The following is a 22,557-nucleotide window of genomic DNA, read 5'->3' on the forward strand; positions in this document are numbered from 1 at the left end:
AATCTATCCGTTGGTGCGGGCGAGGGCGGCGTCCAGCACCGTCTCCAGTTCCTCTTGAACCTGATCGAGCGCATCGGCACTGCGGTTGGCGCGGCACATGGCGACCGTGCCTTCGATCGCGGCGACGACGAGTGTCGCTAGCCGCTCGGCGCGCTCTGCGGCCAGCCCTTCGCGCAGCAAGGCTGCGCGCATGATTTGCCGCCACTCGGCGAACACCCCGTCGGCGAGGTCGAGCAGATGCTGCTGCGCCGCCTCATCGTCCTTGTCGGAGGCCTCCCCGACATAGCCATCGACGGCGACCGCGAGCACCGGACATCCGGCCTTGAAGCCGGTCGCCTCGAGCCGGCGGCGCCAGGACGCGACGAAGGCCCGCAGGCCGTCGATCACGCCGCGATCGCGCATGGCTTTCTCCAGAGGAGTAGCGACCTCCCTGCCGGCGAAGGTCACGGCCTCGGCGATCAACTGCCGCTTACCGTCCGGAAAGTGGTGACTGATTGAGCCGCGCGGCGTCGCCGTATGGCGGACGACGTCGCGCATGCTGGTGGCGTTGACGCCGCGGCGGCTCATCAAATCGGCGGCGCCGGCGATCATCTTGTCGCGGGTAGTGGAGGTCATGGGAAATCCCTGGTCGGCGTTCTGATCTAGACTATGACGCTTGACATAAGCAAGCGGGACTGAGATATGACGATCGTCATAATTCTTTTGGAGGGCGCCTTTTGACCATCATTACCGTGACCGCGCCTGCGGGCCGGCTCAGCCTGACCCAGCGCCGCCGCCTCGCGGAAAGCCTGACCGATGCCGTGCTCGAGCCTGAGATCGGCCAGCACGTGGCGGCCGCGCGAATGGGCTTTCAGGTCCATTTCCACGACTTGGCGGCTGACTGCATGGCGATCGGCGGCCAGCTCCTGTCCGATCAGCACAGCCCGCGCGACATCATCACCGTCAGGATTGCGGTGATGAACGCGGCCTGGCCGGCGGAGGTGCGCGCCGAGGTGATCCGCAACGTGCTCGCGCGGCTCGCGGAGGCCTGCGGCATGCAGACGCCGGCGCCCACCTGGTGGGTCAATTTCGAGGTCATCGACGAGGGAAGCTGGGGATCGCGGGGTGGCGTGCTCTCGATCCTTCAACTGCTCGAATCCGGCGTGTTCACGCCGGAGCGGATCAAGGCGATCCGCGGGGCGATTCAGCCGTCGGCCTGACGCCCGCCGACACCGAACGACAATCATGGAGAGACACACATGAGCGAGGGACAGATCCGCACCGAGGTGCACGGCCATGTTCTCAAGGTCCTCATCGACAATGCCGCGAAGAAAAACGCGTTCACGCCGGTGATGATGGAGCAATTGTCCGATGCGCTGACCGAGTTGCACAATAACGATGCCTACCGCGTCGGCGTGATCTGCGCCGAGGGCAGGGACTTCACCGCAGGTCTCGACATGCCGAAATTCTTCGGGCCAACCGCGGAGAAGCGCAACATCCGGGAAGGCAATGTCGATCCGTTTGGCCTTGCCAAGCGCTGCCGCAAGCCTGTTATCACCGCCGTGCAGGGCATCGTGTTCACCATCGGCATCGAGCTGATGCTCGCCGGCGACATCGTGGTGACCGCCGCGGATGCGCGCTTCTGCCAGATGGAATCCAAGCGCGGCATCGCGCCGCTTGGCGGAGCGCATTTCGGCTTCCTGTCGCGCGCCGGCTGGGGCGACGCGATGTACCATCTGTTCCTGTGCGACGAATTTTCGGCCGAGCGGGCCCACGCGATCGGTCTCGTCCAGGAGGTCGTGCCGGCAGGCGAGCAGGTCGAGCGTGCGATGGCGCTTGCCGCCGTCATCGCGCGCAATGCGCCGCTCGGCATCCAGGTCACCAAGGAAGCGGCGGCCAAGTACGTCGAAGGCGGCGAGGCGGCGGCGATCGCCTACATTCCGGAGATCCGTGCCCGCGTGCTCGGCAGCGCGGACGCGAAGGAAGGCATTCAGTCCTTCATCGAGCGTCGTGCCGCCATCTTCCAGGGACGTTGATCAACGCGGAGCTTGCCGATCCAGCTTCGACAGGATCTCCAGCGTTGCGGCGTCGCGCTCGCCGGCGAAATAGCGGGCGAGTGCCTCGCCGAAAACCGGCTCATCGGAGACCGCGCCGAACAGCGTCATCGACGAGCGGAATTTGGCATCGTCAGGCGCACCGAGGATGGCGTTGATGGTTCGCCCGTCGACGGCGAGCACGAGGCGGGTGCATTCGACCAGGCGCGGACCGAGGACGGGGTGCGCGAGATAGGCCTTCGCCTCCGCCCGCGAGCCGATGGCGTAGCGCTGCGACATGGCGCTGAAGCCGAGGCCCGCGATTTGTGGGAAGACGAACCACATCCAGTGAGTCTGCTTCCGGCCCCGGGCCAGCTCCCCCTGGACGTCGCGAAAAACCGTGTTCTGGGCCGTTACGAAGCGCTCTAGATCGAAAGGATCGGTCATTGGATACCTTGGAGGGCCTTGCCGGCCGCGATTATGCCTAACTTTTGGCTCCCAATGTGGTAGCTGGTATAGAGTCTCCGGGCGGGGGTTGGGCCCCCCGGGGGTCGATTTGGGGATCTGATGGTTTCCGACGCAGCACATGCCGAGAGGCTGTTGTCGCGCCGCCGTGTCGGGCGAGCCGAGAGAGTTCTGCTGTCTCTGGCCGCCGTCGCGCTGGCGCTGGGGGCTGCTGCCTGGGTTGTCGATATCGGCGACACGACCCCGCTGGTCACCGCTGCACTGCCGCCGGCCAATAGCCCGTCTTTCGAGGACCGTTTCGCGTCGGCGTCCGGCAATCCGCCCGCCCGCGAGCTTGGCCTGCGGACGATGGAGCGTTCCGCCCTGAGTGCGGTCCAGCTCAAGCTCCGCGATGCCAAGGCGATGCTCGCCCAGAAGCTCCAGGGCGACGATTGGCGCTCGACCCTGACCGATGACGACCGGCACGTGGTTGACGAGACGCGGCCGTCGCAGCGTGCCGACGCCATCCCGATGCCGCGCTCGCGCCCGACGCAGGCGGACTTCTCCGCCCAGATCGCGTCCAGCCAAGCCTATGCCGAGACCAACCCAAGGGTCGACAATCGCAACTTCTTCGAAAAATTCACCGACAAGATCAGGCTGGCCTCGCTGACGCCCGGCGACGGCCTGTTCGGCAAGGCGCCGGATCTGGCCGCCCTCGGCTACGATTCGCGGACGGCGGTCTATGACATCAAGGCCAAGGCGCTTTACCTGCCGAGCGGCGTCGCGCTGGAAGCCCATTCCGGCATGGGCGCGCTGATGGACGACCCCAATCATGTCGACCAGCGCATGGTCGGCGCGACTCCACCCGCAACCTACGACCTGAAGCCGCGCGAAAAGCTGTTCCACGGTGTCCGCGCGCTGCGCCTGACGCCCACCGATGGCACAAGCGCGCTCGGCCGCGTCGGCCTTCTCACCCACAATTACATGCTCGGGCCGCGCGGCGATTCCAACGGCTGCGTCTCGATCAAGGACTATGATCGCTTCCTCAAGGCTTACGACAATGGCGAGTTCAACCGCCTGGTCGTGGTGCCGAGCCTGAGCGGATCTGCGACTGCCTCGCAGCGCGCCAGCACCGACTCCTGATATTCGCCTGCTGCGGCGGGGCTGCCGTTTCCCCTTCGTTAAGCCGTCATCGTCCAGAAGCAGCCCATGAGTGATCCATCAAGTTCCGAGACCCCGCTGCGTACGACGTTCAAGATCAAGCTGAACGGCGACACGTTGGCGATCGCGACCGTCGGTCAGGCCTATCAATTCCTCACCAACTTCAAGTCGGTCGAATGGATGGAATTCCGCTCCCTGCACGAGGACGCCGTCGAGGCTCTGGAAGGCGCAGCCGGTAACGCGATGCTGGCGGTGCAGGCGACCAACGCCGTGCGCGCGCTGTTCGTCAGCGCCAAGCTGCTCTGAAGCCTTTCAGCTCACAGTCTCGTTGCCCGGCGGGAGCGCAGCGTCATCCGGGACCCATGTCCTCGCGCATCTTGTCCTCGCGCATCTTGAACTCTGCTTTGGGAACGGGCAAACGGTCCGCGAAGATCGTCGCCGCAAGCCCATATGTTTGAAATTTAGTTCAGGGAGAGACCCATCATGAAACGCCGTACATTCCTCCAGGGCGGCGCGGTTGCCGGCGCGACGACGCTGGTTGGCGCACCTGCGATCGCGCAGGGCGCGCCGGAGATCAAATGGCGCCTGACGTCGAGCTTCCCGAAGTCGCTCGACACCATCTACGGCACGGCGCAGACCTTCGCGAAATACGTCGCCGAGGCCACCGACAACAAATTTCAGATCCAGACCTTCGCGGCAGGCGAGCTCGTTCCCGGTCTGCAGGCGCTCGATGCCGTCAGCGTCGCGTCCGTCGAGATGGCGCAGACGCCGCTCTATTTCTACATCGGCAAGGAGCCGGCGCTGGCCTATGCCACCGGCGCGCCGTTCGGCATGAACCATCGCCATCAGGAATCGTGGTGGCACTTCGGTGGCGGCGCCGACCTCACCAACGAGGCGTTGAAACCGTTCAAGGCGCACGCCATCCTCTGCGGCAATTCCGGCACCCAGATGGGCGGCTGGTTCCGCAAGGAGATCAAGACCGTCGACGATCTCAAGGGCCTCAAATTCCGCATCGCCGGGATGGGCGGCCATGTGCTGGCACGGCTCGGCATCGTGCCGCAGCAGCTCGCGGGCGGCGACGTCTATTCGGCACTGGAGAAGGGCTCGATCGACGCCGCCGAATTCGTCGGCCCCTATGACGACGAGAAGCTCGGCTTTCAGAAGGTCGCCAAGTACTACTACTTCCCCGGCTGGTGGGAGGGCGGCGCGATGCTGCACATGATCGTCAATGATGAGAAATGGGCATCGCTGCCGAAGCAGTATCAGGCCATCGTCAACCAGGCCGCCTCGGCGGCCGGCGCCTGGATGCTCGAGAAATACGACAGCGTGAATCCGGCGGCGCTGAAGCGGCTGATCGCCAACGGCGCGGAGCTGAAGGCGTTCCCGCAACCGGTGCTGGAGGCCTGCTACAACGCGACCCAGGACCATCTGAACGAGCTCGCTGCCAAGAGCGACCTGTTCAAGCGGACCAAGGAGAGCCACGACGCGTATATGAAGGAGCTGCTGTTCTATACGCAGATCGCGGAGAACTTCTACGACAACTATCTGCTCAGCAAGATGCGCAACAAGAGCTGATTGTGAGGAGGGCGCGGTGACAACGCCGCGCCCGGCTCTCGTAGGGTGGGCAAAGGCGCGCTTGCGCCGTGCCCACGACTGCCCCGCGTTTCATAGAATTGGTGGGCACGCTCCGCTTTGCCCACCCTACGGCACCTGTCGTGTGGCGCCTTACACCGCGCCCAGACCCAGCTTCGCATAGATCCGCCTTGCATAGGCGCCGAACGCATCGGTCGTCTTCAGCGGAAGATCGCGCGGGAAGGGCAGGTCGATCGGAAAATAGTCGGCCATCTTCGCCGGTCCCGCCGTCAGCACCGCGCAATGCGACGACAGGAACACCGCCTCCTGGATCGAATGCGTGACGAAGACGATGGTCTTGCCGCTCTCCCGCCAGATCCGCAGCATCTCCAGATTCATCTGCTCGCGCGTCAGCGCGTCCAGCGCGCCGAACGGCTCGTCCATCAGGATCAGCTTTGGATCGTGAATGAAGGCGCGCGCGATCGCGGTGCGCTGCTGCATGCCGCCGGACAGCTGCTGCGGATATTTCTGTTCAAAGCCGGCGAGCCCGACCAGGTTGAGCAGGTCGCGCGCCCGCTCGCGCGCCGCCTTCATGGGCAGGCCGACGATCTCGGCCGGCAACAGCACGTTGTCCAGGATCGTCCGCCATTTCAGCAGCAAGGCCTGCTGGAACACCATGCCGATGTCGCGGCTCGGATCGAACGGGCTCTTGGCGTTCCCGATCTTCACCGTGCCGCCGTCGGCGCCGTGCAGGCCAGCCAGGATCTTCATCACCGTGGTCTTGCCGCAGCCGGACGGGCCGACCAGCGAGACCAGCTCGCCTTCCTGCACGTCCATGGTGACGTCCGACACGGCCAGAAACTCGGCGCCGCCGCTGCGATAGACCTTGCGGACGCCCTGCAGGCTGATGAAGGGGTCTGGGCTCATGCCAGCCACTTGTCCCGATTGGCGGCGACGAAGGCATCGTCGCTGAGGTCGGCGTGCGCGCGATAGACGCGGTCGATCTCCTCTTTCTGACCCGGGCTGAGGCCCTCGTCCGGATCGAGGCACCACAGGCCTTGCATCAGGCCCTGGCGCCGCAGCACTTCATGGCAGCCGGCGATGCAGCCGTGGAAATTGTTGGCGACGTCGAAGAAGGCGCTGTTGCAGTCGGTGACGCGGGCATCGAGCGCCAGCAGGTCGGCCGGCACGCTATCCTTGTGCCGCGCCGCCTTGCAGCGTTCGAACTGCTTGATCGCGCTCGCCGTCCACACCGACCAATGGCCGAGCAGACCGCCCTTGAAGTAGGTGCGCGTGGTGACGCCGTTGTCGCGCAGATCGAACGGAAGCATCAGGTCGAGCAGGATGTGGTCGTCATTGCCGGTGTAGAGCGCGACGCGGTCGAGCGCGCCCGCGGCCGCGACGCCGCGCAGGACGTCGAGGGTGCGATAGCGGTTGAACGGCGCGATCTTGATCGCGATGACGTTGTCGATCGAGGCGAAGCGCTGCCAGAACCGGGCGGAGAGGATGACGCCGCCGACGGCCGGCTGAAGATAGAAGCCGACCAGCGGGATCTCGGCGGCGACCGTCGTGCAGTGCGCGATGATCTCGTCCTCGGAGGCGCTCTTCATCGCGGCGAGGCTGAGCAGTCCGGCATGATAGCCGATGTCGCGCGCGGTGCGGGCTTCGGTGACCGCCTGTCTTGTCGGACCCGCGAGGCCTGCGACCATCGCCAGCGGTCGCTTGGTCCAGCTCGCCGCGGTCTCGGCGGCGAACTCGAGCACCGGACGGTAGAGACCGACGTCTCGGATCGCGAACTGCGTGGTGTGCACGCCGACCGCTAGGCCGCCTGAGCCGGCGTCGATGTAATAGCGCGTCAGCGCACGCTGGTGCGTCTTGTCGAGCTGGCGCGCAGCAGTGAGTGCGAGCGGATGCGCCGGTATCACGGTGCCCTCAGTGATCAGGTTGCGGATGTCGCTGTTGATCTGGCTGTGATGCATGATGTCCTATCCGAATTCAGGGCCGGCGACGGCGAATGGCATTTCCTCGCCCGTGACGGTGGCGGGACCGAACCGCATGCGCTGGAACGGGCGCTCGATGGTCCAGCTGGAGGCGGTCAATCCTTCGAGGAACGCGTCTTGCGACGCGACGACGTCGAGCAGGAGCGGGCTGGTCTCGGAGCGCACGATCGCGTCAACCAAAGCCAGAGCTGCCGCGGCATTGTTGCCCAACAACGGGCCGATATGGCGGGCGGTCCGGCCGTCGCGAACCAGCGCGATGGCGCCGTTGGCGCCGACGATGCGCGAGCCGGAACGTTGTGCGAAGGCGGAGAGGAGCGCAGTCCGGTCGAAACCGGTGGCCCGCAGGTCCCGCACGCAAAGCGCTTCGATGGTCGCGGATGACGATGGCGGCGCTTCGGCCCGCGCAGGCTTCAACAGCTTCAGGCGACGCAATTGCAGGGTCGGCGTGAACCCCAGCGGTCCGTAGACGGCAGCGCCGTCGGGCGTGGCGTCGAGCCAGCTGGTCAGACCGTTCTGACGCGCCGTCTCCAGGCAGGCGTCGACGAGACGGGTGGCAAGGCCGCGGCGGCGATGCGTGCCTGATACCAGCACCATGCTGATCCAGGCGTTGTTGCCGGAATAGGGCAGCAGTGCTGCGGTTGCGACCAGCCGCATGCCGTCGCGAATGCCGAACACGACGCCGTCGCGCAGGAAGATGCGCCAGTCCTCGTCGGTCTGGTTCCAGTGCGCTTCCGTCGACAACGCCAACCCCGCGATCGCGTCGTCGACACCGAGCTGGACGATGTGCGGGACGTCAGTAACGGCCATCGCGCACCTCGTATTTGGTGGGCTTGCCGAGGCTCGGCATGGCGCGCGAGACCCAATCGGCGGTCCAGGCGATCAACTGTTCGGTGTCGACGACCGGAAGGCCGAACAGCTCGACCGCCTTCGACGTGTCGGTCAGCCATGCCGTCGGCTCTTCCTTGCCTGTCAGCACCGGCGCGCGGCCGAATCTTGCGCCGAATCTCTGGGCAAGATCGCGCACCGCCAAAATCTCGTGGCCGCTGACATTGATCGGCGATGTGGGCGCGGTGCAGTGCGCAAGGCAGCGCAGCGCCTGCGCGGAGGCATCGCCCTGCCAGATGAAGTTGACATGACCGAGGCTGACGTCGATCGGCGTGCCGCCAAGCACTTTCGTCGCGATGTCGTGCAACACGCCATAGCGCATGTCGATCGCGTAGTTGAGACGGAATAGCCGGCCCGGCGTTGCGAATTTGTGCGAGAAATACTCGAACATGCGCTCACGGCCGACGCAGGACTGGGCGTATTCGCCGGGCGGGTTCGGCGCCATGTCCTCGGTCGAGCCTTTGCCGTCCACAGCGACGAAGGGATAGATGCAGCCGGTCGAGAACGCCACGATGCGCGAGGACGAGAAGGCCTGGGCGACCAGGGCGGGCACGTGTGCGTTCATCGCCCAGGTCAGCGACAGATCGCCCTCGGCGCCGAATTTGCGGCCGGCCATGAAGATGATGTTCGGCGCCTTCGGCAGCGCCGCAATTGCCTTCTCGTCCATCAGGTCGCAATTGATGGTTTCGACGCCGCGCGCGTGCAGCCAGTCCTTCACGCCGGCGTCGCTGAAGCGGGCCACGCCGATGATCCGGCGATCGGGCGTGGCCGCTTTGGCCAGCCCGGCCAGCGTCGGACCCATCTTGCCGCCGACGCCGAGGACCATGATGTCGCCCTCGACCTTGGCGAGGTCGTCGATCAGCGCTTGCGTCGGACGGCACAGCAGCTCGTCGAGGGCTGCGATATCGGGGATGGTCTTCGGCAGCGTCTGGCGGGTGAGCAGCATGGATTTGTCCCTTGGTTCTGCCGTTGTCAGGTTTGTCTTGCGTCACCGACCACGAACATGCGTTCGAGGACCAGGACGAGGCCGTAGAGAGCGACCCCGAGCAGCGTCAGCAGCACGACGGCCATCACCATCGCGGGCGTGTCGAGCGATGACTGCACCTGGATCATGAGGTAGCCGAGCCCGCGCTCGGAGGCGATGAACTCGCCGACGATGGCGCCGGCGACCGCCAGGATGGCGCCGACCTTCATGCCGGAGAACACGTAAGGCAGCGATCCCGGCAGCTGGATCTTGCGGAACAGCGTCCAGCGCGAGCCGCGGAGGGATTTGACGAGATCGAGCAAATCCGGCTCGACCTCGCGCAGGCCTCGCGCGGTGGTGAGCAGGATCGGAAAGAAGCAGATGCTGAAGGCGATCAGGATGTTCGGAATGATGCCGTAGGAGAACCAGACGATGAAGAGCGGGCCGAGCGCGACCTTCGGGATCATGTTCAGCGTCACGAACAGCGGCAGCAGCACCAGGCTGAGCAGCGGCGCCCAGCTGAAGATCACGGCCAGCGCGACGCCGACGAAGGCACCGAGTGCGAAGCCGCCGAGGATCTCGATCGCCGTCACCAGCGTGTTGGCGCCCCAGGCGTAGCTCGCGGTCCCCAGCGTCTGCACCGTCGCCAGCGGCGAGGGCAGGATGAATTTCGGCACGTGAAAGGCGTCGACCGCGACCTGCCAGAGCACGAGCACGGCGAGGTGCACGATCAGGATGATCGCAAAGCTGCGCGAGGCGCGTGCGCTGTCTCCTGTCACCGATTGCTCCCTGTTGGCGCGGCGACGCCGCAGGTCGCAAGCCTAGCCGCCTTCCGGGGAAGTTTCAACCAGATGGTTGATTATGGCCGGAGCGACTGCAGCACCAGATCGGCGACATGGCGGCGGCGGGCGCGCCGTGCGGTGCGGCTCGACAGGTCCTTGCCGAAGATCGCCGACAGCGTCGGCGTGTTGGAGAAGAAGAAATAGCTGAGGCCCGCAATGGAGATATAGAGCTGGACGGGATCGATGCCCTTGCGGAACACGCCCGCGCGCACCCCCTCGTTGAGAATGTGGGAGACGCTCTTCACCAGCGGGGAGTGCATCGCTTCCAGCCGTGTCGAGCCGCGGACATGGCGGGCGCCGCCGCGGTTCTCGTCGTTCAAAAGCACGATGAAATCAGGGTGTGCGGCCAGATGGTCGAACGAAGCCTCGATCAGCTTGCGGATCGCCTTCTCCGGCGGCAGGCCTTCGAGATTGAGCTTCCGCTCCTGCTCGCGGATATCCTCATAGACCCATTCGAGCACTGCGAGGTACAGCGCGTCCTTGTCGCCGAAATAATGGTAGACGAGCTGCTTGTTGACGCCGGCGCGCATTGCGATCTCGTCGACGCGGGCGCCCGCAAAGCCGTGCCGGGCGAATTCCAGCCGCGCCGCGGTCAGCAGCTTGTTGCGGGTGGCGACGGGGTCGCGGCGCTGCGGCACGGTGTCGCCAGATCGTTTTGCGGGCATTTCCAACCAAACAGTTGACAAGTGGAGGACAGGCTTGTTGCATTGGTATCCTCACAAGGGGAGAGCGACAAGCCGGGTCACGGCAACGAGGAGAGATGCGATGAAGCGTTTGCAGGCGGTGGGCTCGGCCCTGGTCTTGACCCTGATGCTCGGTGCAACTGCGGCGCCCGCGCATGCGGGCGAAGCGGTCAATCTGATCCTGAACTGGACGCCGACGGCCGATCACGCGCCGTATTATTATGCCAAGGCGCAAGGCTGGTACGAGAAGGCAGGCATCGACCTCACGATCGAGACCGGCAAGGGCTCGGGCGTCTCCGCCGCCAAGGTCGGCTCCGGCGGCTCGCCCTTCGGCGTCGCCGATCTCGCCACCATGCTGGTGGCCAAGAGCAAGGGCGCCGATACCGTCGCGGTGATGAGCGTCTATGCCAATACCGGGCAGACCTTCTACTGGCTGAAGAGCTACGGCGTGAACGGCGTGAAGGATTTTGCCGGCCACAAGGTCGGCAATCCGCCCGGTGATGCCTCGCGCGTGATGTGGCCAGCCTTCGCCAAGGCTGCGGGCATCGCGCCGGATTCCGTCGGCTTCGTCAATGTCGGGCCAACCGCGAAGATCGCGGCGCTGAAGAGCCACACCGTCGACATCATCAGCGACTTCTACAACGAGCACGATCTGAAGGTGATCGAGTTCGGGGCCGACCTCGGCTACGTCAACTGGAAGGACATCGGGCTCAACCCTTACGGCAATTCGCTGATCGTCAACGGCGCGTACTTGCAGAAGAACCCGAAGGTCGTCGAGGAGTTCGTGCGCGTCACGCAGAAGGCCTTTGCGGCCTGCGTCGCCGACGTCGCGCCGTGCCTGAAGGCACTGCTCGACCAGGTCTCCGGTCTCGACCAGGCGAACCAGGAGCGCCAGTGGGAGCGCATCAAGTTCCTGATGACGGACGAGTTCACGACGACGAAATCGCTCGGTTGGATCGACGGCGAGCGGATGAAGAAGGACTATGAACTGGTCCAGACCTATCTCGGCATGGAGAAGCCGTTCGACGTGACGACGGCGTTCACGACGAAGATGCTGGATCCGGGCATCAAGATGGATGCGAGCAAGGTGAAGAAGTAGGGGAGGCACCTCCGTCATTGCAAACGCTGTGCGCCGCATTCCTCATCTCGTGCCCCGGACGCAGCGCAGCGCCTCTTCGGCGGTGCGCTGCAGAGCCGGGGCCCATTTCGCCGGAGCAACCCGTGTGGCTTGGGTCCCGGCTCGGCGCAGCAACGCTTGCGCGTCGCAGCGCGTCCGGGACACGAGAGCGCAATACCGGCTGCCCCCACGTAACCCCGCGGAGAAATTAACCGGCCGTTAACCATATCCGCCGCATCGTTAACCATTCAATAACTGGGAACGAGTCGGCCGATATGGAGGCTGCAGTCAAACCTCAACGCCAAATGGTGCGCCTGCGCGGGCGCTCCTATGTGGCCTTCGTGTTCACGCCGACGGTTCCGGTGCAGGACTGGCTGCACGAGATCGATGCCACCATTGCGCGTTCGCCGGGCTTCTTTGCCGGCCGGCCCGTGGTGATCGACCTGTCCTCGGTCGACCTCAGCCAGTCCGGGATCGGCCATCTGCTCACCAGCCTTCAGGACCGCAACATCCGCGTGCTCGGCATCGAGGGCGTGGAGGAGGCGAGGCTGACCCCGATGATGCCGCCGCTGCTCTCGGGCGGGCGCAGCTGCGTGATCGAGCCGAACGCGCCGAAGAAGGCCGAGACGAAGGCCGACGCCAAGCCGACGTCACTGCTGCTGGAGACCCCCGTGCGCTCGGGCCAGACCGTGATCTTTCCCGAAGGCGACGTCACCATCCTCGGCTCAGTCGGGTCGGGTGCCGAAGTCGTCGCCGGCGGTTCCATCCACGTCTATGGCGCGCTGCGCGGCCGCGCCATGGCGGGCGTGAACGGTCGCACGAGCGCGCGCATCTATTGCCAGAAGATCGAAGCCGAACTGCTTGCAATCGATGGGTTTTATCAGACCGCCGACGATATCGACGAGGCCCTGCGCGGCAAGCCGGCCCAGGCCTGGCTGCAGGGCAACACCATGCGAATTACCGCGCTGAACTGACCAGAAGGAGATTTCAGAAATGGCAAAGGTACTGGTCGTGACATCAGGCAAGGGGGGCGTCGGCAAGACCACGACGACCGCCGCCCTTGGGGCTGCGCTGGCGCAACGCGGCGACAAGGTCGTCGTCGTCGATTTCGACGTCGGCCTGCGTAACCTCGACCTCGTGATGGGCGCCGAACGCCGCGTTGTATTCGACCTCATCAACGTGGTGCAGGGCGTCGCCAAACTGCCGCAGGCACTGATCAAGGACAAGCGGCTGGAGAACCTCTGGCTGCTGCCGGCCTCGCAGACCCGCGACAAGGACGCACTGACGGAAGAGGGCGTCGGCAAGGTCATCGACGATCTGCGCGCCCGCTTCGACTGGGTCATCTGCGACAGCCCGGCCGGTATCGAGCGCGGCGCCTCCATGGCCATGCGCTTTGCCGACGAGGCCGTGATCGTGACCAACCCGGAAGTCTCCTCGGTGCGCGATTCCGATCGCATCATCGGCATGCTCGATTCCAAGACCGTGCGGGCCGAGAAGGGCGAGCGCGTCGAGAAGCACATCCTCATCACCCGCTATGACCCCTCGCGCGCCGCGCGCGGCGAGATGCTGACCATCGAGGACATCCTCGAGATCCTCGCAACGCCCCTGCTCGGCATCATCCCCGAGAGCCAGGACGTGTTGAAGGCCTCCAACGTCGGCACGCCGGTGACGCTGTCGAATGCGGATGGAGCGCCGGCGCGGGCCTATATGGACGCGGCCAAGCGCCTCTGCGGCGAGAACGTGACGATGCATGTTCCCGCCGAGCGCAGAGGTCTGATGGATCGTCTGCTGCGACGGAGGGCTGCATGAGCATGGGTCTGCTTCGACTTCTCCGCGGCAAGAAGGCCTCGGCACCCGTCGCACGCGAACGGCTGCAGATCCTGCTTGCCCATGAGCGCGGAATGCGTGGCCAGCCCGATCTGCTCGGCGTGCTGCGCGAGGAAATTCTCGCCGTCGTGTCCAAGCACGTCATGCTGGACCCGACCAAGGTCATCGTCCGGCTCGAGCGCGGCGACGAGGTATCGACCCTGGAGGTCGATATCGAGGTACCCAACGACTTCGAGCGCAAGAAAGCGGCGGTCGCGTAGGGACGCGGCCGGCGACTCCCAGCTTTGGGTGGGTGAGAGGGCGGTCCGCTGGGCATAGCGGGCCGCCTTTGTCTTTATGGGCGGTCCAATTCCAGCGCGTGCCGATGTGATCGGCACGCCGGAACGGTGATCACGGCGAGATCGTTATGTGAGACGCGGAGCGCCGAGCCGGGCGCCGCGGTATCCTCATGACGGGAGAGCGCCCATGATGTCCGAGGTCCAGGTCCACACCGTCGCGCGGCAGATGCTCGAGCGGCATGGATTTGCTGCGATCGCGAAGGCCGCCGAGCAGGCCCAGGCCTGCGACGGCCGCGGCGAGGCCGACGAGGCCAAGGAATGGCGTCACATCGCCGACGCCATGAAGATCATCCGCGGGCCGCACCAGAGCTGATCGCCGGACCGGAAACGCTTCAGCGTTCCTCGCGATCCGGCCCCCGTGCCGGGGATCGTTGCTGCGTCTGCGGCTGGCCGCGCTCGCCCGCCTCCTTGCAGGGGAGCTGCTCCCACGATCCGTCCGGCGCCTGCTGATAGGCGCTGCATGAGGACGATGAGGTGGTCGATTTGTCCTCGCCCTTTTGGGCGTCGGAGTTCTTTGCCTGTGCCGGGGCGGCCAGCGCTGCGCTCATCGCGAGCACGCCGGCGACCATGAGATGCGTCATCCGCATGGGGCTTCTCCTGTGCGAAGGAGCCCGCATGCTGGCGAGGAATGTGACGATTATTGGCCGAAACGCAGGTTCCGTCGCGGTGTGCTTAACGCCGCGACAGCCGGCTTGCTAGCCGCCCTTGGCCCGGATCAGGCCGGCGAGGTTGGTCTTCTGGGCCTCGCACCAGTTGGGCATGCCGAGCCGGCGCTGGTTGAGATCGGTCGCCTGGGTCGCCACCGCGACCTCGGCCATCAGATCGTCGTCCTGCTTCTCGCCCATCTTGCCGCCGGTATGCATCCAGGCAATTGCCTTGCGCACCTTCTCGGTGGTGCCGTCGGGCAGCTTCATCTGCGCCGCCTTCTGTACGAGATCCTGGTAGACGACGTCCGTGCCCGGGCATTCGACCTTGGTGGCAAAGGCCTGCAGGACCAGGGTCACATAGGTCGAGCGTAGATGGTCCTCGGCCTTGGCCGGAGCGGCGATCAGCAACAGGCCAGCCATCAGGAAACCGTAGCGCATCCTTGGTATCTCCTCCATTTTTTTGGGAGGCTAGCGTCCGGCGGGCTGCTCCGCAATGGTGCCGGAGCGAATTTGTCGCGCCCCGGCGCGGTGCGCTATCGTGGCCCGCATCCCGGCCTCGGAGAGCGACATGAGCCTGTTCAGCACGCCATTCGATCCTGCCCGCGACACAGCGCTCGTCACCGGCGCGGGCAACGGCATCGGGCGCGCCATCGCGCAGGCCTTGGTTGGCGAGGGCGTCCGGACCGTGTTTGCCGACATCAGCGCGGAGCGGGTGAGCGCCGCGATCGGCGCGAGCAAGAGGCCAGAACTGGCGGTGCCCTGGGTCGGCGATCTCGCCGAATTGGATGCGTGCGACGCGCTGCTTGCTACCGCAGACGCTGCGTTGGGCGGGATCACGCATTTCGTCCACAGCGCATCGCCGCCGCGGCGAGAGGCCGATCATGCGCTCGCGGTCGATCGCAGGATCTGGCAGCAGATGCATGCCGTCAATCTCGATGCCGGCTTTCACTTGGCGCGCGAACTCGCAAAGCGGCTGATCGCGGCGAAGCGGCCGGGCTCGTTCCTGTTTTTCACCTCGCTGCATGCGGGCACGCCGCGCAACCTGCCGCATTATTCGACGGCGAAGGCGGCGATGGCGATGCTGGTGAAGGAGTTGGCCAAGACGTTCGGCCGCCACGACATCCGCGTCAATGCGCTGGTGCCCGGCGCGATCGCCGCCGGCGGGTTCGTCGCGGATCCCGCGCTGGCGCGGCACATTCCGCTCGGGCGTCTCGGCGAGGCCAATGACCTTGCGCCGATGGCGCTTACCGTCCTGTCGAACAAGCTCTCCGCTTACGTCACCGGCGCAGCCTTCGTCGTCGACGGCGGATTGTCGCTGACGAACTGGTTCGAGCCGCCGGCGCTTGACGAGTAGTCAGCGGCGCCAGGCCGGCACGGGATCGAGCGGCGTGCGGTAAAGCTCGTTGTCGTCGCGATCGGTAACGCGCACCGCGCAACCCTTTTGCTGCAGCTCCGGCTTCACCTGCGACAGCTCGGTGGCGAGCTGGTCGGCGCGATCGGAGGCAACCTCGATGTCTTCGAGGATGATTCCGCCCTGGTTCCTGAACTCTCCACCAACCACAAGATCGAAAGAGTAGTACGGCATCCGAATTCCCCGGTGTGACGAGATGAGCTTCAGTGGAAGTCTCAACACATGTCGGATGGTACCACTGAGTCGACATCTACCGATGAACGGACCGCGCAATCTCTGTGCTTATGGCGCAGAAATGATGTGCAGCGTCTGACGGCCTTAACATTTAATTAAATATGTTGGCGTGATCATAAGGCATGGAATTGCAGCAGAACCGGGCTCCGGGAACCGGCAGCTGCAAGAGAAGGCCGCCGGCATAGATCCCGACGGCCTTTTCTCTTAAGCGAGAAAAATCGCTTTCCGTAATTGTCCGGACTCAACGCATCACATCGACTCGGACAGCCTACGCGACGTTGTCGCAGCGCGCCGTGCTGCTTGCGCGGTCTCGGTCTAGCGCAACGGCATCGGCGGGCGCACGACCGGTCCATCGTCATCGGCGACGGCTTGAGTCGTGGTAACAGGTGCGGCTGGCGGCGGCGGCATCGCGGCAGCCTGCGAAGGCGGCGGCGAAGCTGCGAGCGGCGCGGGCGAATAGGCCGGCATGTAGGTGTGTGACACGACCGGTTTCGGTTTGCGAACCGGCGGCGGTGACGGAGCTCGCGGTGGGACCGCAGCAGCACGTGTGCGCGGATCAACAGGCTTGACCTCAGCTACCGGCTTCGGCGCAGGCGGTTTTGCCATCTCGCGCGCCATCTGCTCCTGTCCGGCCTTCAACTCGGCGATGTTGGCCTTGAGCGTTTCGATCTGCTGCGCCATCGCGGTGAGGTCGCGCGTCATCGCTTGCACCGACTGCGCTGCATCGGGCTGCGTCGCTGCGGGCGCAGCGGCCGCGACCTGGACTGCGGGCGGTGTCGCCGATTGATCGGCCGTTTGATCGGTTGCCGCTTGCGGTGCGGGCGGGGCGGCCTGCTCCACGGGCGGTGCGGCCTGCGCGGCAGCGACCGGCGCGGTCTGCGATGTCGATGGCAGCAGCGACGTCAATGCCGGTGTCCATTCGGCGAACATCTGTTTGGCGGTGTCGCCGTGTTTCTCCCAGGCGATGGTGGCGGCCGCACTACCGCCTGCAAACAGAAACGTGACGAAAGCGCCGCGCAGCCACTTGCCCGCGGCGGATCGCTTCCGCGGACCGAGACCATCGCTCGCCGCGACACGGACGGCCGTGTCGACAGAGGGCGGGGGCGCCGCCTGCGGCTCCGAGACGGGACTGAACTTGGGCTCAATAGAGATCTTGCGCTCGAGCAAGGCTTTGGGCTCCGGCGCGAATTTCGGCTCCGGACGCGTCGCAATGTCAGGCGCCAGCGCGGGCGCTACGCTGACGGGGCGCGAGGCCAGCACAATGTCGGGCGAAATCTGAATCGCGTCGTGCGGATCTTTGTCCTTGACCGTGTCCTTCACGATCTCATCGACGATTTGCTTGGGGTTCAGCGTCGCGAGCATCGCAGCTCCTTTGAAGCCCGGTGTTTGAAGGCCGGGCGCTTGAAATACTGGTCGTCCGCATTGGCGCGAGCCGATCTATTTGGGGTGAGTCCATCCCAACCGGATGAGCCTCGCACGATGACGCACGAGTCCAGCCGGGTTTGACCAAAGCAAGGCGAGGGGATGGAGATGATGCGACGGTCTTCCGCCGTTTGTGGTGATGGAACCCCTTTTGTTGAACACGCGCACGTGTTCCGCGCTGCCTTGTTTTCAGCACGATTTTGGCAGCATCTGGGGATGCTGGGGGTGCTGCTATCCGCTATCGGGGGCCGGCGGTGCCAAGATCTTTAATCGCCTTGTTCGTCGTTGCCTTGCTGCCGCTGGGCGGCTGCATGCAAGCCACACTTTCGCCGTCGACCGACGCGAGCATGACGCCGCGCGACCGGCAGTTGCTTGCGCACACGCCTTACGCGCAAGCGAATGTGCCCGAACAATATCTCCGTCACGTCGTCGACTACCAGCGCAAGGAGCAACCGGGTACCATCCTGGTCGATACCGACGCACGCTATCTCTATTACGTGCTGCCAGAGGGCAAGGCGATCCGCTACGGCGTTGCGGTCGGCGAGGAAGCCATGGCGTTCTCCGGCATCGCGCGGGTCGGTCGCCTGGCGGAATGGCCGGACTGGGTTCCGACGGCAGATATCCAGGCGCGGCTCGGGCCGTACCCGGCGCGCGTTCCCGGCGGTCCCGCCAATCCCTTGGGCGCGCGGGGCATCTATCTCTATTCCGGCAACAAGGACACGCTCTACCGGATTCATGGCACCAACCAGCCCGAATATATCGGGCAGGCGATCTCGTCCGGCTGCATCCGGATGCGCAACGAGGACGTGATCGATCTCTACGACCGGGTGAAGCTCAATTCGATGGTCGTGGTGCTGCCGCCCGGACAGAACGCGCAGGCCGAGACCGGCGCGCGCTGGCGCGGGTGAGCGCACAGCGTCCCAATCCCGACGAGTTGATCATCGTGCGCATGCGGGCACGCTGATGGCAGCTTTGCTTATTCGCCGGGCCGGGCGACGCGCCATTGCAGCGTCGTCGCATTGCCGTTGACGTCGCCCGGCGTCTTGTCGGCGGCCGAGGTGTAGAGCGGGCGATAGCGGTACGCCCACATTCTGCTGCCGTCGTTGCGGCTGATCACGGTGAAGTCGCCAATGGCCTTGGCGTCGGCCGTTGCGGGCAACGGCATCCAGTTCTCGGTGCATTTGCCGTTGCAGTTCGACGTCTTTCCGGTGGTGTCGCGCTCGTAATAGTAGAGCGTCATGCCCTTGAGATCGACGAGCTTGGGGCCCTGCTTGGTCAGGACCACCTTCGCCGGTGCGGTCGTCGCTTCGGGCTTGGGCGGAGGAGCGGCATCGCCGCCGCCATGGCCGTTTGCAAGCGCATGACCGGTCGAGAGCGCGACGGCCGCTGCCGCAATGAGGAACCTGAACATCCTGATCTCCCGACCGGCAAAGTTAATCGCGCGTTAAGCGCAGAATGTTGCCGACCGTAACAGCCGAAGGTTAGTTCCTGGTTTCGCAGGCCTGCGACAATTACGTACAAAAATACCGGATCATGCCTGCAGATCGCGGAGCGGCGCGCGGCTCAGATCGTTGCCGGCGGCAATCGCCTTGCGCAGCAGCCGCATCAGATCCTCGCCCTCCTTTGCGCTGAGGCCACGCAGCAGGATGCGCTGGGCCGATTCCACGGCCGGGGTGATCTTGCGCAGCGTGCGCCGGCCCTCGTCGGTGATCTCGAGTTCGCGGGCGCGGCGATCGCGGCTGGAAGCGCGGCGCTCGGCCAGTCCCTTCTGCACGAGGCGGTCGATCACGCCGGTGATGGTGGTGCGGTCATAGGCGATCAGCCCTGCAAGCGTCACCTGGTCGAGCCCCGGATTGGCCTTGATGGTCGCAAGCGCGGCGTATTGCACCGGCGTGAGATCGAAGCCGGCATCCTCGACCTCGGCCAGGAACACCGCGACTGCGATCTGCTGGAACCGGCGCGCCAGATGCCCGGGCATGTCGTTGTTGTCTTTCACCGAATTCTCCTCGGAGGCAGGACGGCGTACGATCGTTGACAAGCATACTGATAGTCAGCATACTGAGCAATATCAAAACAGAAGGTTGACGGGAGAGCCTCATGCAATTCCATCTGAATGGATTTCAGCCGGGCGACCCTGACATCGCCGACCCCGCCGAGCGCGTTCAAGCCCCGGCCGCGGCGGGCGCCGTGCCTGGCGAGGTCGATGTCCTCATCGTCGGCTGTGGACCGGCCGGCCTCACGCTCGCCGCCCAGCTTGCGCAATTCCCTGAGATCAAGACCTGCATCGTCGAGCAGAAGCCGGATCGCTTGCTGGTCGGGCAGGCCGACGGCATCGCCTGCCGCACCATGGAAATGTTTCACGCCTACGGTTTCAGCGAGCGCGTGCTGAAGGAGGCCTATTGGGTCAACGAGACGACATTCTGGAAGCCGGACGAGGGCCAGCCCGAGACCATCGTCCGCAGCGGCCGGGTGCAGGACGTCGAGGACGGCCTGTCCGAATTCCCGCATGTCATCCTCAACCAGGCGCGCATCCATGACGGCTTTCTCGACGTGATGCGGAAATCGCCGGCCAAGCTCGCCCCTCACTACAGCCGCCGCCTGCTCGACCTCGAGGTCGAGCAGGCTGCAGGTCCAGCCGACCATGCCGTGACCGTGCGCCTCGAACGCGTCGATGCCGCAAGCGAGGGCAAGGTCGAGCAGATCAAGGCGCGCTATGTCGTTGGCTGCGATGGCGCGCGCAGCACCGTGCGCAAGTCGATCGGGCGCGAGCTGCACGGCGATTCCGCCAACCACGCCTGGGGCGTGATGGACGTCTTGGCGGTGACCGATTTCCCGGATATCCGCTTCAAGTCGCTGATCCAATCGGCGAAGGACGGCAGCCTGCTGATCATTCCGCGCGAAGGCGGCTACATGGTCCGCATCTATGTCGAGCTCGCCAAGCTCGATGTCGGCGAGCGCGTCGCCAGCCGCAACGTCACCGCCGATGACGTGATCGCGAAAGCGCAGCGGATCCTGAAGCCCCATACGCTCGACGTGAAGGAGATCGCCTGGTGGTCGGTCTACGAGATCGGCCAGCGTCTCACCGACAAGTTCGACGACGTGCCGGAAGCCGAGATCGCAACGCGCCTGCCGCGCGTCTTCATCGCCGGCGATGCCTGCCATACGCATAGCCCGAAGGCGGGGCAGGGCATGAACGTCTCGATGCAGGACGCCTTCAATCTGGGCTGGAAGCTTGCCGCCGTCCTCCGGAAGCAGTGCGCCCCGAGCCTGATGCATTCCTATTCGGCGGAGCGTCAGGCGGTTGCGAAAGAGCTGATCGATTTCGATCGCGAGTGGGCGGGACTTTTGGCTTCGTCAGCAAAAGCGGGTGGCGGCGACGCAGCCAGGACACAGGACTATTTTGTCAGGCATGGCCGCTACACCGCGGGCACGGCGACACATTACACGCCATCGATTCTCACCGGTGCAGCCTCGCATCAGCACCTCGCAGAGGGATTCATCATCGGCAAGCGCTTCCACTCGGCGCCCGTGATCCGACTTGCGGACGCAAAGCCGATGCATTTGGGTCATGCCGCGCAGGCCGACGGTCGTTTTCGGATCTACGCGTTCTCGCCCGCTGAGAATCCCGCTGCCTTGGACTCGGCCATTCGTCGCTTGTGCAATTTTTTCGCCGAGTCCCGGGAATCGCCGATCCGGCGATATACCTCCAGAAATCTCGACATCGACAGCGTGATCGATCTGCGCGCAGTGTTTCAGCAGGATCATCGAGAGCTCGCGATCGAGGCAATGCCACCCATGTTGCTCCCAAGCAAGGGCCGTTATGGCTTGTATGATTACGAGAAAATGTTCTGTCCGGACCTCAAGAGCGGCCACGACGTCTTTGCGATGCGCGGCATCGATCGGAAGGCGGGCTGCGCGGTTGTGGTGCGGCCCGACCAGTATGTCGCAAGCGTACTGCCGCTCGATGACTATGCCGGGCTCGCGTCCTACTTCGACGGATTCATGTTGCGGATCAAGTGACGGTCGAGCTGCGTCTGCGCAGGTCGATGAACGGCGGATGAATATTGAACCGCGCGCGGCGTGCGTTTCAGTCTTTCGACGGATGAGACCCTCGTGCGCGGAACACCTGTTCCGCTGGCGCGTTCCGCCTCTCAAAGGAGGAATGCGCCATGAAGTTCAGAACCGCTTTAGTTGCAGCATTTTTGCTGGTCCCGACAGCCGCATTGGCCGCGCCGGGCATCGTTACCGTCTCGACCGGCCTGCGCGCCGGACCGGGCTCGGGCTTTCCCCTGGTCGATCGCGTCCCCGGGGGCGCCCGCGTCAACATCCATGGCTGCCTGCGCGGCAATGCCTGGTGCGACGTCAGCTTCTCTGATGATCGCGGCTGGGTGTCGTCGCAATATCTCGAATATCTCTATCGCAATCACTACGTCTATCTCCCCGACTATGTCGACGAGATCGATGTGCCCGTCGTTCCCTTCGTGCTGACCTCGTATTGGTCGAGTTACTATGGGGGACGTCCCTGGTATCGACGCCATGCCTATTGGAATAATTACTGGACCTCGCATCAGAGCGTCGCGACGCGGATGACGATCGATCCGCGTGCTGCCCGCATCGGCCGGGCGGCAACGCGCGACGCCGCGATCGCACTCGAACGCAGCGGTGTGCGCGGCAAGGGGGCCGCCGCGATCTCAACGCGTGACGCCGCGACCACACAGCGCGACGCTGCGATCGCCAAGCGCGACGCTGCGATCGCCAAGCGCGGCGCTGCGGTTTCGCCCGACCGGGCCCGCGTTGGACGAAGTGAGCGCATCGCGCATGAGCGGACCAATGTGCAGACCCGCAATCCGCGTGATGCACAAGCCCGCATGATGCGCGAGCACGCCGCGACCCGCGCTACGGTGCGCTCGCAGCCGATGGCCCGCGCGCAAGAAGCGCCGCGTGTGGCCGCGCCTTCAGCGCGTCCCGCGACGCCGCATGTCGCCCAGCCAAGCGTGA

Annotated in this window: 28 protein-coding genes; 14 read left to right on the plus strand and 14 right to left on the minus strand. The window is 65.0% G+C overall.

Going from position 1 to position 22,557, the window contains the following annotated elements; translation table 11 throughout:
• Positions 1-3: 3 nt before the first annotated feature.
• Positions 4-615: a TetR/AcrR family transcriptional regulator gene (locus XI03_RS15010; RefSeq protein ID WP_028144921.1), complete on the minus strand. Its 612-nt coding sequence runs from the start codon at positions 613-615 to the stop codon at positions 4-6.
• Between the two features lie 101 nt (positions 616-716).
• On the opposite strand from XI03_RS15010, the gene XI03_RS15015 reads away from it, so the two are divergent.
• Positions 717-1,199 carry a tautomerase family protein gene (locus XI03_RS15015; protein WP_152103045.1) on the plus strand — a complete coding sequence of 161 codons (483 nt, stop codon included), beginning with the start codon at positions 717-719 and terminating at the stop codon, positions 1,197-1,199.
• A 39-nt stretch (positions 1,200-1,238) separates the two neighbouring features.
• Positions 1,239-2,015, plus strand: coding sequence for a crotonase/enoyl-CoA hydratase family protein (locus XI03_RS15020; protein WP_271592537.1), 777 nt, complete (start codon positions 1,239-1,241; stop codon positions 2,013-2,015).
• Here the strand turns inward: XI03_RS15020 and XI03_RS15025 are convergent, their stop codons facing one another.
• Positions 2,016-2,459, minus strand: coding sequence for a DUF1810 domain-containing protein (locus XI03_RS15025; protein WP_038946590.1), 444 nt, complete (start codon positions 2,457-2,459; stop codon positions 2,016-2,018).
• A gap of 189 nt (positions 2,460-2,648) precedes the next feature.
• Here XI03_RS15025 and XI03_RS15030 point away from each other — a divergent pair, with 189 nt between their 5' ends.
• The 3 genes from XI03_RS15030 (at position 2,649) to XI03_RS15040 (ending at position 5,192) form a co-directional block, all read left to right on the plus strand.
• Positions 2,649-3,599 (plus strand): DUF2778 domain-containing protein, encoded by a 951-nt coding sequence (locus tag XI03_RS15030; RefSeq protein WP_028144917.1) that lies wholly within the window; start codon positions 2,649-2,651, stop codon positions 3,597-3,599.
• A 66-nt stretch (positions 3,600-3,665) separates the two neighbouring features.
• Positions 3,666-3,923, plus strand: a complete 258-nt coding sequence (locus XI03_RS15035) for a hypothetical protein (RefSeq protein WP_018322933.1) — start codon at positions 3,666-3,668, stop codon at positions 3,921-3,923.
• A gap of 177 nt (positions 3,924-4,100) precedes the next feature.
• The gene (locus XI03_RS15040; RefSeq protein WP_152103044.1) at positions 4,101-5,192 is read left to right on the plus strand and encodes a TRAP transporter substrate-binding protein; all 1,092 of its coding nucleotides are present in this window, start codon (positions 4,101-4,103) and stop codon (positions 5,190-5,192) included.
• A gap of 150 nt (positions 5,193-5,342) precedes the next feature.
• On the opposite strand, the gene XI03_RS15045 is transcribed toward XI03_RS15040, so the two are convergent.
• From XI03_RS15045 to XI03_RS15070, 6 genes are all read right to left on the minus strand, one after another.
• The gene (locus tag XI03_RS15045; RefSeq protein ID WP_193375298.1) at positions 5,343-6,116 is read right to left on the minus strand and encodes an ABC transporter ATP-binding protein; all 774 of its coding nucleotides are present in this window, start codon (positions 6,114-6,116) and stop codon (positions 5,343-5,345) included.
• The gene (locus tag XI03_RS15050) at positions 6,113-7,168 is read right to left on the minus strand and encodes a dihydrodipicolinate synthase family protein (protein WP_028144914.1); all 1,056 of its coding nucleotides are present in this window, start codon (positions 7,166-7,168) and stop codon (positions 6,113-6,115) included. The genes XI03_RS15045 and XI03_RS15050 overlap by 4 nt, the downstream gene beginning before the upstream one ends.
• A gap of 6 nt (positions 7,169-7,174) precedes the next feature.
• Positions 7,175-7,996 carry a GNAT family N-acetyltransferase gene (locus XI03_RS15055; RefSeq protein ID WP_038946596.1) on the minus strand — a complete coding sequence of 274 codons (822 nt, stop codon included), beginning with the start codon at positions 7,994-7,996 and terminating at the stop codon, positions 7,175-7,177.
• Complete coding sequence (locus tag XI03_RS15060; RefSeq protein ID WP_271592538.1) at positions 7,983-9,020, minus strand: NAD-dependent epimerase/dehydratase family protein; 1,038 nt, start codon at positions 9,018-9,020, stop codon at positions 7,983-7,985. The genes XI03_RS15055 and XI03_RS15060 overlap by 14 nt, the downstream gene beginning before the upstream one ends.
• 26 nt (positions 9,021-9,046) lie before the next feature.
• Positions 9,047-9,817 (minus strand): ABC transporter permease, encoded by a 771-nt coding sequence (locus XI03_RS15065; protein WP_271592539.1) that lies wholly within the window; start codon positions 9,815-9,817, stop codon positions 9,047-9,049.
• An 80-nt stretch (positions 9,818-9,897) separates the two neighbouring features.
• A complete protein-coding gene (locus XI03_RS15070; protein WP_028144910.1) occupies positions 9,898-10,545 on the minus strand; it encodes a TetR/AcrR family transcriptional regulator in 648 nt (215 codons plus the stop codon).
• Between the two features lie 100 nt (positions 10,546-10,645).
• Between XI03_RS15070 and XI03_RS15075 the strand changes: the two genes are divergently transcribed.
• The 5 genes from XI03_RS15075 (at position 10,646) to XI03_RS15095 (ending at position 14,158) form a co-directional block, all read left to right on the plus strand.
• Positions 10,646-11,662: an ABC transporter substrate-binding protein gene (locus XI03_RS15075; protein ID WP_028144909.1), complete on the plus strand. Its 1,017-nt coding sequence runs from the start codon at positions 10,646-10,648 to the stop codon at positions 11,660-11,662.
• A 293-nt stretch (positions 11,663-11,955) separates the two neighbouring features.
• Complete coding sequence (minC, locus tag XI03_RS15080; protein ID WP_028144908.1) at positions 11,956-12,654, plus strand: septum site-determining protein MinC; 699 nt, start codon at positions 11,956-11,958, stop codon at positions 12,652-12,654.
• A gap of 19 nt (positions 12,655-12,673) precedes the next feature.
• Complete coding sequence (gene minD, locus XI03_RS15085) at positions 12,674-13,489, plus strand: septum site-determining protein MinD (RefSeq protein ID WP_028144907.1); 816 nt, start codon at positions 12,674-12,676, stop codon at positions 13,487-13,489.
• Entirely contained in the window at positions 13,486-13,767 is a 282-nt protein-coding gene (gene minE, locus XI03_RS15090) for a cell division topological specificity factor MinE (protein WP_028144906.1), read from the plus strand. Before minD ends, minE begins: the two co-directional genes overlap by 4 nt.
• Positions 13,768-13,972: 205 nt before the next feature.
• Positions 13,973-14,158 (plus strand): hypothetical protein, encoded by a 186-nt coding sequence (locus tag XI03_RS15095; protein ID WP_028144905.1) that lies wholly within the window; start codon positions 13,973-13,975, stop codon positions 14,156-14,158.
• A gap of 19 nt (positions 14,159-14,177) precedes the next feature.
• On the opposite strand, the gene XI03_RS15100 is transcribed toward XI03_RS15095, so the two are convergent.
• A complete protein-coding gene (locus tag XI03_RS15100; RefSeq protein WP_028144904.1) occupies positions 14,178-14,432 on the minus strand; it encodes a hypothetical protein in 255 nt (84 codons plus the stop codon).
• Between the two features lie 108 nt (positions 14,433-14,540).
• Entirely contained in the window at positions 14,541-14,930 is a 390-nt protein-coding gene (locus XI03_RS15105) for a hypothetical protein (RefSeq protein ID WP_028144903.1), read from the minus strand.
• A 130-nt stretch (positions 14,931-15,060) separates the two neighbouring features.
• Between XI03_RS15105 and XI03_RS15110 the strand changes: the two genes are divergently transcribed.
• Positions 15,061-15,846, plus strand: a complete 786-nt coding sequence (locus tag XI03_RS15110) for an SDR family NAD(P)-dependent oxidoreductase (protein WP_271592540.1) — start codon at positions 15,061-15,063, stop codon at positions 15,844-15,846.
• Here the strand turns inward: XI03_RS15110 and XI03_RS15115 are convergent, their stop codons facing one another.
• Complete coding sequence (locus XI03_RS15115; RefSeq protein WP_018322949.1) at positions 15,847-16,077, minus strand: DUF6894 family protein; 231 nt, start codon at positions 16,075-16,077, stop codon at positions 15,847-15,849. It lies immediately after the preceding gene.
• A 375-nt stretch (positions 16,078-16,452) separates the two neighbouring features.
• Positions 16,453-17,499, minus strand: coding sequence for a hypothetical protein (locus tag XI03_RS15120; RefSeq protein ID WP_271592541.1), 1,047 nt, complete (start codon positions 17,497-17,499; stop codon positions 16,453-16,455).
• A 371-nt stretch (positions 17,500-17,870) separates the two neighbouring features.
• Here XI03_RS15120 and XI03_RS15125 point away from each other — a divergent pair, with 371 nt between their 5' ends.
• Entirely contained in the window at positions 17,871-18,467 is a 597-nt protein-coding gene (locus XI03_RS15125; RefSeq protein ID WP_271592542.1) for a L,D-transpeptidase, read from the plus strand.
• Between the two features lie 68 nt (positions 18,468-18,535).
• Here the strand turns inward: XI03_RS15125 and XI03_RS15130 are convergent, their stop codons facing one another.
• Positions 18,536-18,970, minus strand: coding sequence for a COG4315 family predicted lipoprotein (locus XI03_RS15130; RefSeq protein WP_271592543.1), 435 nt, complete (start codon positions 18,968-18,970; stop codon positions 18,536-18,538).
• Between the two features lie 120 nt (positions 18,971-19,090).
• The gene (locus XI03_RS15135; RefSeq protein ID WP_028144898.1) at positions 19,091-19,555 is read right to left on the minus strand and encodes a MarR family winged helix-turn-helix transcriptional regulator; all 465 of its coding nucleotides are present in this window, start codon (positions 19,553-19,555) and stop codon (positions 19,091-19,093) included.
• A 101-nt stretch (positions 19,556-19,656) separates the two neighbouring features.
• Between XI03_RS15135 and XI03_RS15140 the strand changes: the two genes are divergently transcribed.
• Complete coding sequence (locus tag XI03_RS15140) at positions 19,657-21,579, plus strand: FAD-binding monooxygenase (protein WP_271592544.1); 1,923 nt, start codon at positions 19,657-19,659, stop codon at positions 21,577-21,579.
• A 149-nt stretch (positions 21,580-21,728) separates the two neighbouring features.
• Positions 21,729-22,557: SH3 domain-containing protein (locus XI03_RS15145; RefSeq protein ID WP_271592545.1), on the plus strand; the 829-nt coding region annotated here is incomplete at its 3' end.

This window comes from Bradyrhizobium sp. CCBAU 65884 (assembly GCF_028128835.1).
In the GTDB taxonomy this organism is placed as follows: Bacteria; Pseudomonadota; Alphaproteobacteria; order Rhizobiales; family Xanthobacteraceae; genus Bradyrhizobium; species Bradyrhizobium ottawaense.

Bases quoted from the DNA above. Each gene is read 5' to 3' on its own strand.
- XI03_RS15130 (WP_271592543.1), bottom strand. From the start codon at position 18,970: ATGTTCAGGTTCCTCATTGCGGCAGCGGCCGTCGCGCTCTCGACCGGT.
- minC (WP_028144908.1), top strand. From the start codon at position 11,956: ATGGAGGCTGCAGTCAAACCTCAACGCCAAATGGTGCGCCTGCGCGGG.
- XI03_RS15095 (WP_028144905.1), top strand. From the start codon at position 13,973: ATGATGTCCGAGGTCCAGGTCCACACCGTCGCGCGGCAGATGCTCGAG.
- XI03_RS15115 (WP_018322949.1), bottom strand. From the start codon at position 16,077: ATGCCGTACTACTCTTTCGATCTTGTGGTTGGTGGAGAGTTCAGGAAC.
- XI03_RS15025 (WP_038946590.1), bottom strand. From the start codon at position 2,459: ATGACCGATCCTTTCGATCTAGAGCGCTTCGTAACGGCCCAGAACACG.
- minE (WP_028144906.1), top strand. From the start codon at position 13,486: ATGAGCATGGGTCTGCTTCGACTTCTCCGCGGCAAGAAGGCCTCGGCA.
- XI03_RS15020 (WP_271592537.1), top strand. From the start codon at position 1,239: ATGAGCGAGGGACAGATCCGCACCGAGGTGCACGGCCATGTTCTCAAG.
- XI03_RS15060 (WP_271592538.1), bottom strand. From the start codon at position 9,020: ATGCTGCTCACCCGCCAGACGCTGCCGAAGACCATCCCCGATATCGCA.
- XI03_RS15100 (WP_028144904.1), bottom strand. From the start codon at position 14,432: ATGCGGATGACGCATCTCATGGTCGCCGGCGTGCTCGCGATGAGCGCA.
- XI03_RS15040 (WP_152103044.1), top strand. From the start codon at position 4,101: ATGAAACGCCGTACATTCCTCCAGGGCGGCGCGGTTGCCGGCGCGACG.
- XI03_RS15045 (WP_193375298.1), bottom strand. From the start codon at position 6,116: ATGAGCCCAGACCCCTTCATCAGCCTGCAGGGCGTCCGCAAGGTCTAT.
- XI03_RS15010 (WP_028144921.1), bottom strand. From the start codon at position 615: ATGACCTCCACTACCCGCGACAAGATGATCGCCGGCGCCGCCGATTTG.
- XI03_RS15070 (WP_028144910.1), bottom strand. From the start codon at position 10,545: ATGCCCGCAAAACGATCTGGCGACACCGTGCCGCAGCGCCGCGACCCC.
- XI03_RS15055 (WP_038946596.1), bottom strand. From the start codon at position 7,996: ATGGCCGTTACTGACGTCCCGCACATCGTCCAGCTCGGTGTCGACGAC.
- XI03_RS15105 (WP_028144903.1), bottom strand. From the start codon at position 14,930: ATGCGCTACGGTTTCCTGATGGCTGGCCTGTTGCTGATCGCCGCTCCG.
- XI03_RS15050 (WP_028144914.1), bottom strand. From the start codon at position 7,168: ATGCATCACAGCCAGATCAACAGCGACATCCGCAACCTGATCACTGAG.
- XI03_RS15110 (WP_271592540.1), top strand. From the start codon at position 15,061: ATGAGCCTGTTCAGCACGCCATTCGATCCTGCCCGCGACACAGCGCTC.
- XI03_RS15120 (WP_271592541.1), bottom strand. From the start codon at position 17,499: ATGCTCGCGACGCTGAACCCCAAGCAAATCGTCGATGAGATCGTGAAG.
- XI03_RS15035 (WP_018322933.1), top strand. From the start codon at position 3,666: ATGAGTGATCCATCAAGTTCCGAGACCCCGCTGCGTACGACGTTCAAG.
- minD (WP_028144907.1), top strand. From the start codon at position 12,674: ATGGCAAAGGTACTGGTCGTGACATCAGGCAAGGGGGGCGTCGGCAAG.
- XI03_RS15075 (WP_028144909.1), top strand. From the start codon at position 10,646: ATGAAGCGTTTGCAGGCGGTGGGCTCGGCCCTGGTCTTGACCCTGATG.
- XI03_RS15140 (WP_271592544.1), top strand. From the start codon at position 19,657: ATGCAATTCCATCTGAATGGATTTCAGCCGGGCGACCCTGACATCGCC.
- XI03_RS15125 (WP_271592542.1), top strand. From the start codon at position 17,871: ATGCAAGCCACACTTTCGCCGTCGACCGACGCGAGCATGACGCCGCGC.